Origin of the sequence: Chelativorans sp. ZYF759 (genome assembly GCF_012911015.1) — a bacterium.
Lineage (GTDB): Bacteria > Pseudomonadota > Alphaproteobacteria > Rhizobiales > Rhizobiaceae > ZYF759.
Genome location: NZ_WVVV01000003.1, coordinates 254515 through 270655 on the forward strand (window position 1 = coordinate 254515; position 16141 = coordinate 270655).

Here is a 16141-nt window from a genome sequence, read left to right on the forward strand (position 1 = left end):
AGGGCGCCGATCGGGGCGCCCTCCCTCTGGAGTAGCTCGCGATGGCGTTCATCCTGCGGGATGCGGAGAAGATCATCTGCGCCGCCCTGTTCCTGGGCATGACGCTGCTTGGCTTTGCCAATGTGCTCGTGCGCTACCTGACGAATTTTTCCTTCGCCGCGTCGGAGGAACTGCTGACCAACGGCTTCCTGATCCTGACCATCTTCGGCGCCGCCATCGCCGCGCGACAGGGCGACCATCTCGCCGTGACGCTCATCTACGACTCGCTGCCGCCGCCGCTGCGCAAGGTGCTCTGGTGGTTCTCGGTCGCCGCCTCGGTCCTGCTTCTGGTTCTCTCGGCCTGGTATTGCTGGCAGCTGGTGGTCAACCAGCAGGCCAGCGGCATCCGTTCCTACGGCCTGCGCATCCCCGCCTGGTATTACAGCGCGGCGCTGCCATTGGGCTTCGCGCTCATCACCATCCGCTACCTCGAATACGCGCTGGAGCATCACAGGCGTGTGTCGGCCGAGGAGGCCGCCAATGCCTGACATCGGCGCCGGCACCCAGATGGTGCTGCTTTTCTTCCTGCTGATCTTCCTGCGCATTCCCGTCGCCTTCGCGCTGGGGCTCTCCTCGCTCTACGCCATGTGGCAGATCGGTTTCGGCCTGGAACTCGCCGGCGATCTCATCGCCACCGGCGTGGCGCGCTACTCGCTGCTGGCCATCCCCTTCTTCATTCTCGCCGGCACGCTGATGGGCACGCTCGGCATCGCCGAGCGGATGATCCGCTTCTTCCGCATCCTGATCGGCGGCCTGCCGGGCGGCATGGGCGTCGTCGGCACCGTGGTCTGCCTGTTCTGGGGCGCCGTCAGCGGTTCGGGGCCTGCCTCGGTCGCGGCCATCGGGCCGCTGATCATCAAGGGCATGGAGGAGGACGGCTATCCGCGTGCCTTCGCGGCCGGACTCGTGTGCACCGGCGCGGCGCTCTCCATCGTCATCCCGCCCTCGATCGGCCTCGTCATCTACGGCGTGATCGCCGAAACCTCGATCTCCCAGCTTTTCATTGCAGCCATCATCCCGGGCCTGGTGCTGGGGCTGCTGATGCTCTTCACCCTGCCGCTGGCCAGAAAGCGGACCGCCGCGCCCGCCGCCGCGCCCAGCCTGGACCGGCTCATGCCGATGCCCGATCCGTCGCTGCCCTACGGCACCAGGCTGTGGCGCTCCTTCGTCTCGTCCTTCTGGGGTCTGATGACGCCCGTCGTCATTTTGGGCGGCATCTATTCCGGCATCTTCACGCCCACCGAGGCCGCGATCGTGGCAACCGTCTACGCGCTTCTGGTCGGCGGGCTCATCTACCGCACCCTGACCCTGCGGCTGCTCTACGATTCGCTCGTCGCCGCCAGCGCTTCCTCGGCCGTGGTGATGCTGGTGGTGGCCTATGCAAGCCTGTTCGGGTGGGTTGTCACGGTCGACGATCTCGTCGGACATTACTCCTCCGCGCTGCTGGCCATCAGCGACAATCCCTGGATCATCCTTCTCGTCATCATGCTGATCCTCCTGGTGACGGGCATGTTCATGGATGCCGTCACCATCATGTTCATCACCCTGCCGATCTTCCTGCCCGTCGCCCGCGAGCTCGGCTGGGATCCGGTCTGGTTCGGCGTGCTGGTGATGATCAATCTCGCCATGGGGCTCTTCACCCCGCCAGTCGGCATCAACCTCTATGTAGCGGCAAACATTACGAAGCTGCCGCTGGAACGCATCGCCCAGGGGGCGCTGCCGTTCCTGATGACCAGCGCGATCGGGCTGGCGATAATCGCCATCTTCCCGCAACTGACACGGGTCCTGGTCGACATGCTGCGCTGACGCAAATGCGCCGCAAACGGCGTTTCGCAGCGGCCTGGCGGGACGTGAAAGCTTTTCATTTTCAATGGCTTGATAGGATTCTCCTGCCGCCGAACACCATTCACAATGGCTGTTACACGTCTGTCACAGAACCTCGCTAGTTTCCGCCTCGTCCGGGGCGGAGACCGCGGAACAGAGATTTCCAGGTGACAGGAGAGAGCAATGAACAAATTTGTGGCCGTCGCGGCGGTTTCGGCCCTCGCGATCACGGCTTCGGCCGGCGTCGCCGCCGCCCGTGACCAGATCCGGATCGTCGGTTCGTCGACAGTGTTCCCCTACACGCAGGCAGTCGTTGAAGAATTCACCAACATGGGCAATGCAGCCCCGGTTCTGGAATCGACCGGCACGGGCGGTGGCATGCGCATCTTCTGCGGCGGCGTGGGTGTCGACCATCCCGACATCACCGGTGCCTCCCGCCCGATGACTCAGGGCGAGTACGAAAACTGCGTCGCAAATGGCGTCGACAATGTCACTGAGGTGCTGGTTGGTTATGACGGCCTCTCCATCGCCCATTCGGTCAGCGGCCCCGACCTCGACCTGACCGAGGCGCAGATCTTCCAGGCGCTGGCCGCCCAGGTGGAAGTCGACGGCGAGATCGTCCCGAACCCCTATCAGAACTGGAGCGAGATCGATCCTTCGTTCCCCGACAGCCCGATCGTCGTCTTCGGCCCCCCGCCGACCTCGGGTACGCGCGACGCTTTCGTCGAGCTCGTGATGCATGACGGCTGCAAGGCATTCCCCGCGATCGACGCACTCGAGGGCGACGCCCGCCGTGATGTCTGCGACCGCATGCGCACCGACGGCCCCTTCATCGAAGCAGGCGAGAACGACAATCTGATCGTCCAGCGCCTTCAGGCCGATTCCAACGCCCTCGGCATCTTCGGTTATTCGTTCCTCTACGAGAACCAGGACACACTGAAGGCAGTAGCGGTCAACGGCATCGAGCCGAACGAGCAGACGATCGGCGAAGGCACCTACCCGGTGGCCCGTCCGCTGTTCTTCTACATCAAGAACGCGCATCGTGGCGTCATCCCTGGCCTGCAGGAGTTTGCCGAGGAATATGTGTCGGAAAACTCTTTCGGCCCCAACGGATATCTGCATGAGCGTGGCCTGATCACCCTGTCCGACGCCGACCGCGAAACCACCCGCGCGACGGTCGCCGAGGGCCGCCACTTCGACCGCCACACCAACTGAGGCGAGATCCATTGCCTTGCCGGTCCCGGTCGCGCCCAAGTCGCGACCGGGATCACGCTTTTGACGCACGATAAGCGGGCCATAAGCCGTGACCGGATATCTCTTTCTAGCGATCCTGCTCTTTTCGCTCACCGCATTCTATGTCGGGCGCTCGGCCGGAAACGGGTTCGTGACAGCGAATGGCCGAAACGTCCATTCACGGCCGATCTATCATGGCGCCTTCGCGGCGATCTGGGTCGGCGTGCCGACGCTGATCCTGGTGCTGCTCTGGCTGCTTCTCGAAGATTCCGTCATCGAACAGCTCCTGGTGGCCTCGCTGCCCGCAAGCCTGACGGACGGTGCTTCGCCGGCGCAGATATCGCTCATCGTCAGCGAGATCCGCAACGTCGCCTCGGGCCGAATCTTCTCCGAACCAAGTCCCGAGATCGTCGCAGCCGCGGAGCGCTACGCCAGTTGGGGCATGATCGCACGATGGGCGATGGTGGTTGTGGCGCTTTGCGCCATGGCTCTTGCGCTGTTCCTGGCCCGCACCCGGATGGCCCCCCAGTTTCGCGCGCGCCAGGCCTTCGAGCGCACGCTGACCATCATGATGGTCTTTTCCGCGACTGCCGCCATTCTCGTCACGCTCGGCATCGTGGTGTCGCTGACCTACGAATCGCTTCTCTTCTTCTCCATGGTGCCTCCAACGGAATTCTTCTTCGGCCTGAACTGGGAACCGCAGATCGCGATCAGGGATGACCAGGTGGCGGGGACGGGCGCATTCGGCGCCGTACCGGTGTTCACGGGCACGCTGCTGATCGCTTCGATCGCCCTCCTTGTTGCGGTGCCGCTCGGCCTGATGTCGGCCATCTATCTGGCGGAGTTCGCCGACGCCCGAGTGCGTGGCGTCATCAAGCCGATCCTGGAGATTCTCGCCGGCGTGCCGACGGTGGTCTACGGCTTCTTTGCGGTGCTGACCGTTGCACCGGCAGTGCGGGACGCCGGATCGCTGTTTGGAATCGCCATCTCGCCCAACAGCGCGCTGGCCGCCGGCGCGGTGATGGGCATCATGATCCTGCCGTTCATTTCCTCGCTCTCCGACGACGCGATTCAGGCGGTTCCGCGCGCCATGCGCGACGGCTCTCTGGCCATGGGGGCAACCAAAGGCGAGACGATCACGCGAGTGCTGCTTCCCGCCGCGCTGCCTGGCATTGTCGGCGGTATCCTACTCGCCGCCAGCCGAGCGATCGGCGAGACGATGATCGTGGTGATGGCGGCCGGTCTGACGGCCAATCTGACGGCCAATCCTCTGGAAGGCGTCACCACGGTGACTGTCCAGATCGTCACGTTGCTGATCGGTGACACGTCGTTCGACAATCCCAAGACGCTGTCGGCCTTCGCACTCGGTCTCGTGCTGTTCGTCGTGACCCTGTGCCTCAACGTGCTCGCCCTGCGCATCGTCCAGAAATACCGCGAAAGATACGAGTAGATCATGGCCGTTTCGACCGCCCAGACCACACCGCCGCGTCAGACATCGGACAGGGCCGCCCAGCTGCGGCGCCGCCGGTACGCGGCCGATCGCAGGCTGAAATTCTTTGGCCTTGCAGCCATCGTGACCGCCATCGCGCTGCTCGGCATCTTGCTCGGTTCGCTGATCCTCACCGGCTACCAGGCCTTCGTGCAGACGCATGTGACGATCGAGGTCGCGATCGACCCCGAACTGGTCGACAGGGATAATCCGGCATCCGGCAACTATCGCGCCGTCGTGGCGGACGCCGTGCAGCGCCTGTTCCCGGAGGCCGATGATCCGGCGGTTCTGCAGGAAGGCAGCCGCATCGTCACCAACGGTGCGCAGGTAATTCTGCGCAACATGGTCGTCGGCAATCCCGGCCTCGTGGGCACGACTTTCAGTTTGCAGGTGCCGGTCTCCGACCCCTACGACCAGCTGACCAAGGGCGTCATCCAGCGCGATTCACCGGAGAACCGTCGCCGACTCAATGACGCGCAGATCTCGCTCTACGAAACGCTGGAAGAGCGCGGCCTAATCGAGACCAGGGCCAACTGGGCGCTGCTGTTCAACGCCGACAGCCGCTTCCCCGAACTGGCCGGCCTCTCGGGCGCCATCGTCGGCTCCTTCTACGCGCTGCTGGTCTGCTTCCTGATCTCGTTTCCCATGGGGATCGCGGCCGCCATCTATCTGGAGGAGTTCGCGCCGAAGAACCGCTGGACCGACATCGTCGAGGTCAACATCAACAACCTCGCGGCCGTGCCTTCCATCGTCTTCGGTCTGCTCGGCCTTGCCGTCTTCATCCAGCTGTTCGGCCTGCCGCGATCCGCGCCACTCGTTGGCGGCATGGTGCTGTCGCTGATGACGCTGCCTACGATCATTATCGTCACGCGCGCCGCGCTGAAGGCCGTTCCCCCGTCGATCCGCGAGGCCGCGCTGGGTGTCGGTGCCTCGAAACACGAGGTGATCCTGCATCACGTGCTGCCGCTGGCGATCCCCGGCATCCTCACCGGCACCATTATCGGCCTGGCTCAGGCGCTCGGTGAAACCGCGCCGCTGCTCTTGATCGGCATGAACGCGTTCCTCACCAGCCCTCCTGGCGGCATCATGGAGCCGGCAACCGCGCTGCCGACACAGATCTTCATCTGGGCTGACAGCCCGGAGCGTGGTTTCGTAGCCCGCACCTCGGCTGCGATCCTGGTGCTGCTCGGCTTCCTGATAACGATGAACGCCATCGCCATATATTTGCGCGCCCGCCTTGAGCGGCGCTGGTAGGGGTAAAGAGATATGGATCAGATGACCAATACCCGGTTCGATGCGGTCACCGCTGCGCCACACAACCATTCGACGCATGCCAAGGTCGTCGGCCAGGACGTCAACGTCTTTTATGGCGACAAGCAGGCTCTTTTCGACATCAATCTGTCTATCGGAGAACGTCAGGTCACGGCGCTGATCGGCCCCTCGGGCTGTGGTAAATCCACTTTCCTGCGCTGTCTCAACCGGATGAACGACACGATCGACATCTGCCGCGTGACCGGCAAGATCGAGCTGGATGGTGGCGACATATACGACCCGTCGCTCGACGTGGTTGAATTGCGCGCGCGCGTCGGCATGGTGTTCCAGAAGCCGAACCCGTTTCCGAAGTCGATCTTCGAAAACGTCGCCTACGGTCCGCGCATCCACGGGCTGGCATCCGGAAAGGCCGAACTCGAGGAGATCGTGGAGCGCAGCCTGCGCAAGGCGAGCCTGTGGGAAGAGGTCAAGGATCGCCTCGCCGAATCCGGCACCGGCCTTTCGGGCGGGCAGCAGCAGCGCCTGTGCATCGCGCGCGCCATCGCGGTGTCGCCGGAAGTGATCCTGATGGACGAGCCCTGCTCCGCGCTCGACCCGATCGCCACGGCCAAGATCGAGGAACTGATCAACGAGTTGCGTGAGAACTACACCATCATCATCGTCACCCACTCCATGCAGCAGGCCGCACGCGTTTCCCAGCGCACCGCGTTCTTCCACCTGGGTGTCCTGGTCGAGGAAGGTCCAACCGACGAGATCTTCACCACGCCGAAGGACCAGCGCACGATGGATTACGTAACCGGCCGCTTCGGCTGAGCCGACGACTCCTCTGGGGGACAGCGAGATGCACGAACACACGCTTTCGGCTTTCGACGAGCAGCTTGACTCGATCGCCGCCGACATCGCCGAAATGGGCCGCATGGCGCGCAAGTTGACCGGCGATGCCGTCGATGCGCTGACCGCCTCGGACGTGGCCAAGGCCCAGGCCATTATCCCCGCCGACAGGCCGATCGACGAGATGCAGCAGCGCATCGAGCAGAAGGCGGTGCTGGCGATCGCCAAGAATCAGCCCATGGCCATCGACCTGCGGGTTCTGGTTGCCGCCATGCGCGTGGCCAACGACCTCGAGCGCATCGGCGATCTCGCCAAGAACATCGCCAAACGGACCATCGCCATCGACGAGCCGCTGCGCTCGCAGAAGCTGATGACCGGCTTCGGTCAGCTGAGCAAGCTGGTGATCGCACAGATCGACGAGGTGCTGGACGCCTACCGGACGCGCGATGGTGCCAAGGCTGCCGAGGTGAGGGCAAAGGACGGCGAGATCGATGCCATCCACACCTCCGTCTTCCGCGAGCTTCTGACCTACATGCTCGAAGACAACCGCAACATCGCCATGTGCACGCATCTTCTCTTCTGCGCCAAGAACATCGAGCGTATCGGCGACCACGCGACCAACATCGCCGAGACGCTGCACTACGTCCTGACCGGCGAGATGCTGGAGGACGACCGCCCGAAGGCCGATGCGAGTTCGGAGCGCGAGTAGCCGCCGCGCCCTAGGCAGCCTGTTCGGCGATGACGGCCAGGAAGGCCGGCCCGTAGCGGTCGAGCTTGGCGTCACCCACGCCCGGCACCTTGGCCATTTCCCCGCGTGACGTCGGGCGCGCCACGGCCAGTTCGATCAGCGTCTTGTCGTGGAAGATCACGTAAGGCGGCACGTTCTGCTGGCGGGCGATGTCCATCCGCTTCTGCCTGAGCGCCTGGAAGAGCGCCTGGTCCCGCTCGCTGATCGCCGATTGGGCAGCCGTGCTTTCGACCTTCTGGCGACGCGCGCGCGGGGGCGCGGGCACGCGCAGCATCAAGGCCGGCCGGTCGCGCAGGAATTCCCGACCGCTATCGGAAATCGACAGCCCGCCATGCCCGGCGAGATCGACGTCGACGAGGCGTTGTGCGATCAGCTGGCGCAGGATCGCCCGCCATGTGCCCTTGTCGTGTTCCTTCCCGATGCCGAAGGTCGACACCCGGTCATGGCCGAACTGGGCGATGCGGTCATTCTCGATGCCCAGCAGAACGTCGACGACATAGGCCTGCCCGAAACGTTCGCCGGTCCGGTAGATGCACGAGAGCGCCTTCTGTGCCGCAATCGTGCCGTCGAAGAGTTTCGGCGGCGTGGCGCAGGTGTCGCAATTGCCGCAAGGCGCGCAATCGTCGCCGAAATAGGAAAGAAGCGCCTGCCGTCGGCAACCCGCGGTCTCCGCCAGCCCCAGCAGCGCGTCGAGCTTCTGGCGCTCCATGCGCTTGCGTTCGTCGGGCGCCTCCGATTCCTCGATGAAGCGGCTGCGCAGTGCGATGTCCTCGGACCCGTAGAGCATCAGCGTGTCCGACGGCAGTCCGTCGCGCCCGGCGCGGCCCGTCTCCTGATAATAGGCCTCGATGCTGCCCGGCAGGTCGAGATGGGCGACGAAGCGGACGTCGGGCTTGTCGATCCCCATGCCGAAGGCGATGGTGGCGACCATGATGACCGCCTCGCCATGCTGGAAGCGCTGCTGGTTGGCTTCCCGCTCGGACTTGTCCATGCCGGCGTGATAGGCCAGCGCGTCGTGGCCCTGGTCGCGAAGCCAGGCAGCCGTTTCCTCCGTCTTGCGCTTCGACAGGCAGTAGACGATCCCGCTCTCATCCTTGTGACGCCTGAGGAACTCCTTCAGCTGCGCGCGCGGATTGTCCTTCTCCTCTATCGCGTAGCGGATGTTGGGGCGGTCGAACCCCGCCACGAAGGCGTCATCGGCCCCGATTTCGAGATGCGACAGGATCTCGGCGCGGGTGGGCTCGTCGGCGGTCGCCGTCAACGCCATGCGTGGCGTGTCGGGGAAGCGACGCACGAGAATGTCGAGCTGGCGGTAGGAGGGACGGAAATCGTGCCCCCATTGCGAAAGACAATGCGCCTCGTCGATCGCGATCAATGAAAGCCGCACGCCCTGGAGACGATCGAGCACACCCTCGCGCAGGAGAGTCTCGGGCGCGACATAAAGAAGGTCGAGCTGTCCCTCGTGAACCTGCTGCCACAGTGCGCGCCGCTCTTCGGCCGGCAGATCCGAATTGAGCGCGGCTGCCCGCACCCCCGCCACGCGCAGCGCGGCGACCTGGTCGGCCATCAGTGCGATCAGCGGCGAGACGACGAGGCCCATGCCGGGGCGGGCCAGCGCCGGAATCTGGTAGCAGAGCGACTTGCCCCCGCCCGTCGGCATCAGGACAAAGGCGTGGCCGCCGCCGATGACATGGTCGACGATCCGGGCCTGCGGGCCGCGAAACGCGTCGTAGCCGTAGATCGTCTTTAGAATATGCAGAGCGGGGGAGGTCATGAGGATGCGCACACAGAATCGTTGTCTCGCCTCTCCTTAGCAGCTGGATGCCCGCAGCGGCGATTGCTCGAAGCGAGACGCACAATCCGAGCGAATCCCGTGCAGGACGAATCGAAATCGAGCGTCCGCAGTCGAATTCCGGTCGATGGCCGGGTGATTCCGTCCCGATTCAGGCTTCGCCGCCACAAATTCGCCCGCCTGAGGGCTCCGAGGGTTAACGATGTCCTAATGACCCCCTCCAAAACGTGTCTTTTGCGCAACAGCACCCTCCCATAGGCGCCCCGACGCGCCACCTTGCCGCCATTATCGGTTGAACGGCGCCGGCCCATGCGTATTGTCGGTCTCGAAGCAGGGGCGACGAAGCGCCTTCTTCGCAATTGGGGATGGGGCAGGGAATGCTGTCCTTCAGCGAAGAAATACCCAGACCCGTTTTTAAACTTTTGACTGGAGGTCAGAAAATGAAAATCAAGAGCCTTCTCCTCGGCTCCGCGGCAGCTTCGATGCTCGCCGTCTCGGGTGCTCAGGCAGCCGATCCGATCATCTACGCCGAGCCGGAAGCCATGGAATACGTTCGCATTTGCGACGTCTACGGCGCTGGCTTCTTCTACATCCCCGGCACCGAGACCTGCCTGCGCATCAGCGGCTTTGCTCGCTACCAGATCGGCGCAGCTCAGGACGGCGCTCTGAACCGTACGCCGAACTACCACGGCTTCGGTGACGGCGGCTGGAACAAGTATGCTCGCGGCCGCATCAACTTCGACGCGCGTTCCGAGACCGAGTGGGGCACGCTGCGCGGCTTCGTTCGCTTCGAGGTCAACTCCGGCCAGGCCGTGAACTCCTCGGGCACCGCTTCGGGCACCATCATGCCCTGGATGTTCGTCTCGCTGTCCACCCAGCAGGGTGAGCTGCTCGCTGGTTACCTCGAGTCCGCATGGGCCTGGTCCGGCCCGATCGGCAACTACGGCATCCACTCCGACACCGGCGGCTCCTACGGCTTCCAGCGTCGCAGCCAGATCCGTTACACCTTCAACGCACCGGAAGGCTTCTTCGGCGTTCTGTCGGTTGAAGACAACAACCGCGCCGGCCAGGCTCGCCAGTGGATGCCCGACGTTGTCGGTAAGCTCGGCGTCAACCAGGCTTGGGGTGGCGTGTACGGTGCATTCGGTTACGACGCGGTTGACGAGTCGTGGGCCGCTCGCGTCGGCGCACAGCTGAACGTGCCGAACGCTCCGGGCTCCTCGCTCATCGGTACCTTCTTCTGGGCCAACAGCGTCGACAACGCATACGCTCCGCGCATGTACTACGCTGCTGCTGATGCCACCGCGGCTGCCCGTTGGTCGGGTGCGGTTAGCTACGAGCACCGCTTCAACCCGCAGTTCGCTGCTGGCGTTGGCTACCAGTACCTGAGCGGCTTCGGCGCAGGCAACCCGCACGTCCACATGGTCGATGCGAGCCTGATCTGGACCCCGGTCCGCGATCTCGAGATCCGTACCGAAGTTGGCTACCACAAGGCCCGCCAGGCCGGCACCAACCTCGACGGCGCCTTCTCGGGCTTCCTGCGCTTCCAGCGCAGCTTCTGATCAGGTCTGACCTGACATAAAGAGGCCCGCGGTCTTTGGACCGCGGGCCTTTTTTATATGCGTAGGACGTTCGGCTTACAGAAGGCCGATGTTCTCACACCACTGGACCGTCACGTTGCGGTACTCGGTGGGCGCGCCCTCGACCTGCTCGCAGGTGGCAATCGCCTCGGAGCGCTGCTCTTCCGTCATGCCATCCCAGGAAGCCTGGAAGTCGGCTTCGGGTGCCAGCTCGGAATAGGTCTCATCGGTAAAGAAGCCGCCCCAGGTCTCGCCGTGCTCCTGGAACATCATCTCTTCCTGCTGCGAACCCCACTGGGCGGTCTGCGGGTCGCCCTGATCGGACGTGCCGGCGGCGCCGGTCGTCTGGGCGATGGCCGAGCCCGTGAAGGCGGTGATGGCGGCGGCTGCGAGAAGTGCTTTCATACGCATGGGTGAATCCTCTTTGTTTTTTCAAACTTTCTGCCTCGGGGGCAGCTGGATGAAGAACGCCGGCCTCCGCAGGCCGTTCCCTGCCAAGCGGCTGAAAGACTGAATTAATCGTGAGAATCCCTGGAGGAACAAAACGGCGCCGTGCTGCTGGCGATGTGATTGGAACAGGGGCACGCAGCGGCGCGCCGGGAAGCCTCAGCTTCCCCGATCGACCCGCGCAAGGAAGGCCGCGATGTGCTTCGGCAGCTTGCCGGTTTCCAAGAGGGGAGGGTGCCCCTGGCCTTCGGCGGTGACCACTTCGGTAGGGGCGACGCGGTCGGCCTGCATCTCTTCCACGCTTGCGGAAGACAGCACATCGGATGTTTCCCCGCGCAATATCATCATGGGCACGCGGTCGAGCCCGCGCCATTGCTGCCAGTAGGTCGGCAATGGCTGCGAGAAGTCGATGGCTTCCAGCGTCTTCAGGAGCTTCGGATCGTAGTCGGGAACGAGCTGGTTCTTCTCATTGCGGTAGATGGCACGCACCTGCCGTGTCCAGTCCTCCTCCGACAGCGCTGGAAACTGCTTGCCGTGCGCCTGCTTCTGCAACGCAACCGCCTCGGCCGCGTCGCCCGGTCTGGGCTGCTTGCGAAGCTGGGTTCGGATGCGGGCCAGCCCCGCGCCTTCGATGACCGGCCCGATGTCGTTGAAGATCGCGGCCGCAATGGCGCCCGGCCGCATGCCGGCCAGCATCATGGTCACGAGGCCACCCCGCGACGTGCCGATGAACACGCAGCGTTCGATGCCCAAGACCGTCAGCGCCGTCGAGACATCGCGGGCTTCCTTCATGATGTTGTAGTTGCGCCAGTCAGGATCGTAGCCGGACTTGCCGCGCCCGCGATAATCGAGCGTGAAGACGTGGCGGGGTCGGACACCGTCATTGGCCAGAAGCCGGGCAAGCGGATCGAAGTCGCGGCAGTTGCGGGTGAGCCCGGCAAGGCAGATCACCGGCAACATGTTGTCCCGGTGACTGCCATATTCGCGTGCGTACAGCGTCAATCCGTCCTCGGCGGAGAACAGGTGCTCGCGGAAAGCGGCCGTGTCGTTCATGCCGGCTTCGGTGCCGGGCGGGCTCGACGCGCTCAAATCAGCGCCGCCGCCCGCTGGTGAGATCCCCGACAATGTCCATGCGTCCCGAAAGGCGCATCTTGTAGACCTGGTAGTTCTCCATCACGCGCTGCACATAGCCGCGCGTCTCGGTGAAAGGAATGCGCTCGATCCAGTCCACCACCGCCTCGATGCTCTGGCCGCTCGGGTGGCCATAGCGGTCCACCCACTGGCGCGCGCGCGTCGGGCCGGCATTGTAGGCCACGAAGGTGAGGATGTAGGACCCGTCGAAGCGCTCCAGCTGCTCGCCGAGATAGGCGGCACCCAGTGCGGCGTTGTATCCCGCATCGGTTGTCAGCCGCGCCTGATTGAAGGACACGCCGATCTTGCGCGCCATGTCGCGGGCCGTACCCGGCAGGAGCTGCAGGATGCCGAGCGCGCCGGCGCCTGAACGCGCGCCGATGTTGAACTCGCTTTCCTGGCGCGCAATGGCATAGGCCAGCGCCTTGCCGGCCATCGAGATATTCGCGGAAGCGGGAATGGCGCCGACCGGATGGGCGAGCGCGCCGACCTCGAGCCCGCGCGCGGCCGCCCATTTTCCGACGCGCAGCGACAGGAAATGGCTGCGCCGTTCCGCCATGACGGAAAGCAGCGCCAGCTCGCCCGGGCTCGATATCTGACGGGCAAGCTCCCTATAGAGAGTGTCGGCGCGGGTCTGGTGCCCGGCTTCCTCCAGCCGCCGGATGGCCTGCACGGCCTGGCGGTTCTGGAAATTGCGCCGATCGGTGTCGGAGGCGCTCGGGAAATCGGCCGGAATGGTGTTGCGGCCGAGCTTGGCGGCGGCCAGCTGGCCATAGAATGCGGTACCGTGAACGGCCGCGCGTTCGTAATATTGCCGTGCGTTGCCGCCGCCGCCGGCCTCGGCAGCGCGCCCGAGCCAGTAATTGCCGCGCGACACGGAGATGGGTCCTTCGGATATCTCCACGATGCGCGCGAAGTGGCGATGCGCCGTGCGTGCGTCATTCAGCGCCCGCAGCGCATACCAGCCGGCATGGAAGGCGGCGTCGACCTGCGTGGCAGGCGTGCCGCCCACATGCGCGGCGACCACGCGATAAGCCGTCTGCGCGTCGCCGATGTCGAGAAGTTCGCGCGACAACACGCGACGCTCGAACCAGTAGCTCTCCGGATCGACCTGCATGAGGGCGTCGTTGGGCGCCTGCAGGATGACCTGCGCGGCTTCGCGGTATTTCTCGCCGTTGCGGCGCAGATGGCGGGCCTTGGCGAAATAATAGCCGGCAGACCGCTGCGCCTGCGGCACGGCATCGAGCAGGGCGGTGGCATTGCGTTCCCCACGCGTCACCGCCGCCCACGCCTTCGTCAGCGCCTCGCCGCCGGCCAGCGCCGCGACGCGCTCGGCCGCCGTGATGCGGTCGATATAGAGCATGCGCTCCATACGGGCACGGTGATCGGCGGCCGGGATGACCCGGCCAAACTCGCGGATGATGGCCGCTTCCTCGGCCGGCTCCAGCCGCTCCGTCCGCCAGAGTGGCGACAGCACCGCGCGGGCGCGGTCCAGGTTGCCGACGGCAACATGCGCGCGGGCCAGGATGATGGCGCCTTCCACGGTCTGCGGCTGGGTGTCGCCGAAGGCGCGCAGCACGGCCTGCGGACCGGGATTCTCGCGGTGCATGGCCCGCTCGGAATTGTTGCGCAGCGTCGCCATGCCAGGCCACCCCGAGAGCTCGTGGGCTGCCTGCGCGATGTCCGAGCTCGGCACGTTCGGGTCGCCCGATACGGCGATCGCCCATCCGAGAATCGCCCGGTCGAGCGAATTGGCCGGCAGCGCGTCGCGCACCGAGCGCGCCCGCGCCGCATTGCCCGAGCCGAGTGCGTCGAGCCCCGCCTTGAGGCGCGACACGTCGCCGCCCACCACAAGGTTGGCCGCCTGCGCCGCGGCCGTTTGCGCCACCACCGATCCGGTGGTGAAGGAGCTCACGCCGCCCGCCTGGCTCGACATGTCATAGGGGCGCGCGCGCGGGATCGGCACGTTCTCGGGCATCACCACTTCGGCCGCCGCCGGTGCCGACAGGCCGGCAGCCAGAGCGAAAGTGGCGAGGGAAGTGGTGCTGCGGTGGCGCTTCATTGCGGTCATCTAAGATCGATCCCAGGTCAATTACGAGGTACGGATCCGACATGGATCACGACGACCGTAGCCGGGTTTCGGTGAAAACAACGTAAATCAAAGGTTAGCGGGCTTGGGACAATCCCCGCTTCTTGCGCCCCTTTGGCCGGCAAAGGCGACAAGACTATGGTATGGCGCGCGACATTGCGCTAGAAGCCGCGCAAGATGCCGCCCTTGTGGGCGCCGGGTGCTGCCATCACGGCCTGCCGCCCGCAAGCGAAGACGGACCGGAGTTTCCATTTCATGTTCAAGGGCTCGATCACGGCGCTGGTGACACCATTCACGCAGAACGGCGACTTCGACGAGAAGCGCTTTCGTGAATTCGTCGAATGGCAGATCGCCGAGGGCTCCAGCGGTCTCGTGCCGGTGGGCACGACGGGCGAATCGCCGACGCTGAGCCACGAGGAGCATCTCCGGGTCGTCGAATGCTGCGTGGAGGTGGCCTCCGGCCGCGTGCCCGTGATCGCCGGTGCCGGCTCCAACTCCACCGACGAGGCGATCTGGCTCGCGCAGAATGCCGAGAAGGTCGGCGCCGACGCCCTTCTCGTCGTCACTCCTTATTATAACAAGCCGAGCCAGCGCGGGCTTTATGCGCATTTCGCCGCCGTCGCCCAGGCGACCGCGCTGCCGATCTTCATCTACAACATTCCCGGCCGTTCGATCATCGACATGAGCCCGGAGACCATGGGCCGTCTGGCGACCGACTTCTCCAACATCGTCGGCGTCAAGGACGCGACCGCCAAGGTCGACCGCGTGTCGGAACAGCGTGCAACCTGCGGCGCCGATTTCATCCAGCTCTCGGGCGAGGACTCGACTGCGCTCGGCTTCAACGCCCATGGCGGCGTGGGTTGCATCTCGGTGACGTCGAATGTGGCGCCGCGCCTGTGCGCGGAGTTCCAGGCGGCCACCGTCAATGGCGGCGACCGGGCCCGCGCCATCGAACTCCAGGACCGGCTGATGCCGCTGCACAAGGCGCTGTTCGTCGAGCCCAACCCGGCCGGCGCCAAATATGCCTTGTCGCGGCTCGGCAAGATGGAAGCCACGGTGCGCTCGCCGATGGTCGACGTGGAACCGGCGACGGCCGCCCTGATCGACGCGGCCATGCGTCACGCGGGCTTGATCAATTAGCGCTTGAGGTCCACCTGAAGCGCCATGGCACCCAAGAAAGAACATAGCGGCAAGACCGTCGCCGAGAACCGCAAGGCGCGCTTCTCCTACGAAATCGAGGACACGCTCGAGGCCGGCCTCGTGCTGACCGGCACGGAGGTGAAGTCGCTGCGCGAGGGCAAGGCCAACATCCAGGAATCCTATGCTTCTGTCGAGGATGGCGAGATCTGGCTGATCAATTCCTACGTGCCGGAATATTCGGGTGGAAACCGCTTCAACCATGAGCCCAAGCGGCGGCGCAAGCTGCTCCTGAACAAGCGCGAGATGGCGCGCATGTCCCAGGCAGTCGAGCGTGAGGGCATGACGATGGTCCCGCTCAAATTGTACTTCAACGAGCAGGGCCGCGCCAAGCTGCTGCTGGCAACGGCCAAGGGCAAGAAGCTCCACGACAAGCGCGAGACGCAGAAGAAACGCGATTGGGGCCGCGAGAAGGCCCGGCTGCTCAAGGATCGGGGATAAGGGCGCTTCGCCCGTCTCCATTTCCCTT

At 64.8% G+C, this 16141-nt stretch carries 14 protein-coding genes; 10 read left to right on the plus strand and 4 right to left on the minus strand.

The genetic code is table 11. The annotated features are described in order from the left end of the window. Window positions 1–41 precede the first annotated feature (41 nt). The 7 genes from GRZ55_RS07350 (at window position 42) to phoU (ending at window position 7397) form a co-directional block, all read left to right on the plus strand. On the plus strand, window positions 42–527 hold the full coding sequence (locus GRZ55_RS07350; protein WP_169286249.1) for a TRAP transporter small permease: 486 nt from the start codon (window positions 42–44) through the stop codon (window positions 525–527). Next, window positions 520–1845 (plus strand): TRAP transporter large permease, encoded by a 1326-nt coding sequence (locus GRZ55_RS07355; protein ID WP_169286250.1) that lies wholly within the window; start codon window positions 520–522, stop codon window positions 1843–1845. The genes GRZ55_RS07350 and GRZ55_RS07355 overlap by 8 nt, the downstream gene beginning before the upstream one ends. Before the next feature lie 201 nt (window positions 1846–2046). Beyond that, window positions 2047–3078 (plus strand): substrate-binding domain-containing protein, encoded by a 1032-nt coding sequence (locus tag GRZ55_RS07360; protein ID WP_169286251.1) that lies wholly within the window; start codon window positions 2047–2049, stop codon window positions 3076–3078. A gap of 88 nt (window positions 3079–3166) precedes the next feature. Next, complete coding sequence (pstC, locus tag GRZ55_RS07365; RefSeq protein ID WP_169286252.1) at window positions 3167–4546, plus strand: phosphate ABC transporter permease subunit PstC; 1380 nt, start codon at window positions 3167–3169, stop codon at window positions 4544–4546. A 3-nt stretch (window positions 4547–4549) separates the two neighbouring features. Next, window positions 4550–5839: a phosphate ABC transporter permease PstA gene (pstA, locus tag GRZ55_RS07370; RefSeq protein WP_169286253.1), complete on the plus strand. Its 1290-nt coding sequence runs from the start codon at window positions 4550–4552 to the stop codon at window positions 5837–5839. A 21-nt stretch (window positions 5840–5860) separates the two neighbouring features. After that, the gene (gene pstB, locus GRZ55_RS07375) at window positions 5861–6670 is read left to right on the plus strand and encodes a phosphate ABC transporter ATP-binding protein PstB (protein WP_169286254.1); all 810 of its coding nucleotides are present in this window, start codon (window positions 5861–5863) and stop codon (window positions 6668–6670) included. A gap of 28 nt (window positions 6671–6698) precedes the next feature. After that, complete coding sequence (gene phoU, locus GRZ55_RS07380; RefSeq protein WP_169286255.1) at window positions 6699–7397, plus strand: phosphate signaling complex protein PhoU; 699 nt, start codon at window positions 6699–6701, stop codon at window positions 7395–7397. Window positions 7398–7407: 10 nt separating this feature from the next. On the opposite strand, the gene recQ is transcribed toward phoU, so the two are convergent. Further along, window positions 7408–9210 carry a DNA helicase RecQ gene (recQ, locus tag GRZ55_RS07385; RefSeq protein WP_169286256.1) on the minus strand — a complete coding sequence of 601 codons (1803 nt, stop codon included), beginning with the start codon at window positions 9208–9210 and terminating at the stop codon, window positions 7408–7410. Window positions 9211–9668: 458 nt separating this feature from the next. Between recQ and GRZ55_RS07390 the strand changes: the two genes are divergently transcribed. Next, window positions 9669–10790: a porin gene (locus GRZ55_RS07390; protein WP_169286257.1), complete on the plus strand. Its 1122-nt coding sequence runs from the start codon at window positions 9669–9671 to the stop codon at window positions 10788–10790. A gap of 75 nt (window positions 10791–10865) precedes the next feature. On the opposite strand, the gene GRZ55_RS07395 is transcribed toward GRZ55_RS07390, so the two are convergent. The 3 genes from GRZ55_RS07395 to GRZ55_RS07405 form a co-directional block, all read right to left on the minus strand. Then, window positions 10866–11219, minus strand: coding sequence for a hypothetical protein (locus GRZ55_RS07395; RefSeq protein WP_169286258.1), 354 nt, complete (start codon window positions 11217–11219; stop codon window positions 10866–10868). A gap of 195 nt (window positions 11220–11414) precedes the next feature. After that, window positions 11415–12308, minus strand: coding sequence for an alpha/beta fold hydrolase (locus tag GRZ55_RS07400; protein ID WP_169286259.1), 894 nt, complete (start codon window positions 12306–12308; stop codon window positions 11415–11417). Between the two features lie 37 nt (window positions 12309–12345). Next, window positions 12346–14457, minus strand: coding sequence for a lytic transglycosylase domain-containing protein (locus GRZ55_RS07405; RefSeq protein ID WP_246734577.1), 2112 nt, complete (start codon window positions 14455–14457; stop codon window positions 12346–12348). A 273-nt stretch (window positions 14458–14730) separates the two neighbouring features. On the opposite strand from GRZ55_RS07405, the gene dapA reads away from it, so the two are divergent. Continuing rightward, on the plus strand, window positions 14731–15615 hold the full coding sequence (dapA, locus tag GRZ55_RS07410) for a 4-hydroxy-tetrahydrodipicolinate synthase (protein WP_169286260.1): 885 nt from the start codon (window positions 14731–14733) through the stop codon (window positions 15613–15615). A 24-nt stretch (window positions 15616–15639) separates the two neighbouring features. Next, a complete protein-coding gene (gene smpB, locus GRZ55_RS07415) occupies window positions 15640–16113 on the plus strand; it encodes an SsrA-binding protein SmpB (RefSeq protein ID WP_169286261.1) in 474 nt (157 codons plus the stop codon). The last annotated feature ends 28 nt before the right edge of the window (window positions 16114–16141 follow it).

Excerpts from the sequence above, each read along its gene's own strand:
- GRZ55_RS07350 (WP_169286249.1), top strand. The coding sequence starts at position 42 with ATGGCGTTCATCCTGCGGGATGCGGAGAAGATCATCTGCGCCGCCCTG.
- GRZ55_RS07355 (WP_169286250.1), top strand. The coding sequence starts at position 520 with ATGCCTGACATCGGCGCCGGCACCCAGATGGTGCTGCTTTTCTTCCTG.
- GRZ55_RS07360 (WP_169286251.1), top strand. The coding sequence starts at position 2,047 with ATGAACAAATTTGTGGCCGTCGCGGCGGTTTCGGCCCTCGCGATCACG.
- pstA (WP_169286253.1), top strand. The coding sequence starts at position 4,550 with ATGGCCGTTTCGACCGCCCAGACCACACCGCCGCGTCAGACATCGGAC.
- pstB (WP_169286254.1), top strand. The coding sequence starts at position 5,861 with ATGACCAATACCCGGTTCGATGCGGTCACCGCTGCGCCACACAACCAT.
- phoU (WP_169286255.1), top strand. The coding sequence starts at position 6,699 with ATGCACGAACACACGCTTTCGGCTTTCGACGAGCAGCTTGACTCGATC.
- recQ (WP_169286256.1), bottom strand. The coding sequence starts at position 9,210 with ATGACCTCCCCCGCTCTGCATATTCTAAAGACGATCTACGGCTACGAC.
- GRZ55_RS07390 (WP_169286257.1), top strand. The coding sequence starts at position 9,669 with ATGAAAATCAAGAGCCTTCTCCTCGGCTCCGCGGCAGCTTCGATGCTC.
- GRZ55_RS07395 (WP_169286258.1), bottom strand. The coding sequence starts at position 11,219 with ATGCGTATGAAAGCACTTCTCGCAGCCGCCGCCATCACCGCCTTCACG.
- GRZ55_RS07400 (WP_169286259.1), bottom strand. The coding sequence starts at position 12,308 with ATGAACGACACGGCCGCTTTCCGCGAGCACCTGTTCTCCGCCGAGGAC.
- GRZ55_RS07405 (WP_246734577.1), bottom strand. The coding sequence starts at position 14,457 with ATGACCGCAATGAAGCGCCACCGCAGCACCACTTCCCTCGCCACTTTC.
- dapA (WP_169286260.1), top strand. The coding sequence starts at position 14,731 with ATGTTCAAGGGCTCGATCACGGCGCTGGTGACACCATTCACGCAGAAC.
- smpB (WP_169286261.1), top strand. The coding sequence starts at position 15,640 with ATGGCACCCAAGAAAGAACATAGCGGCAAGACCGTCGCCGAGAACCGC.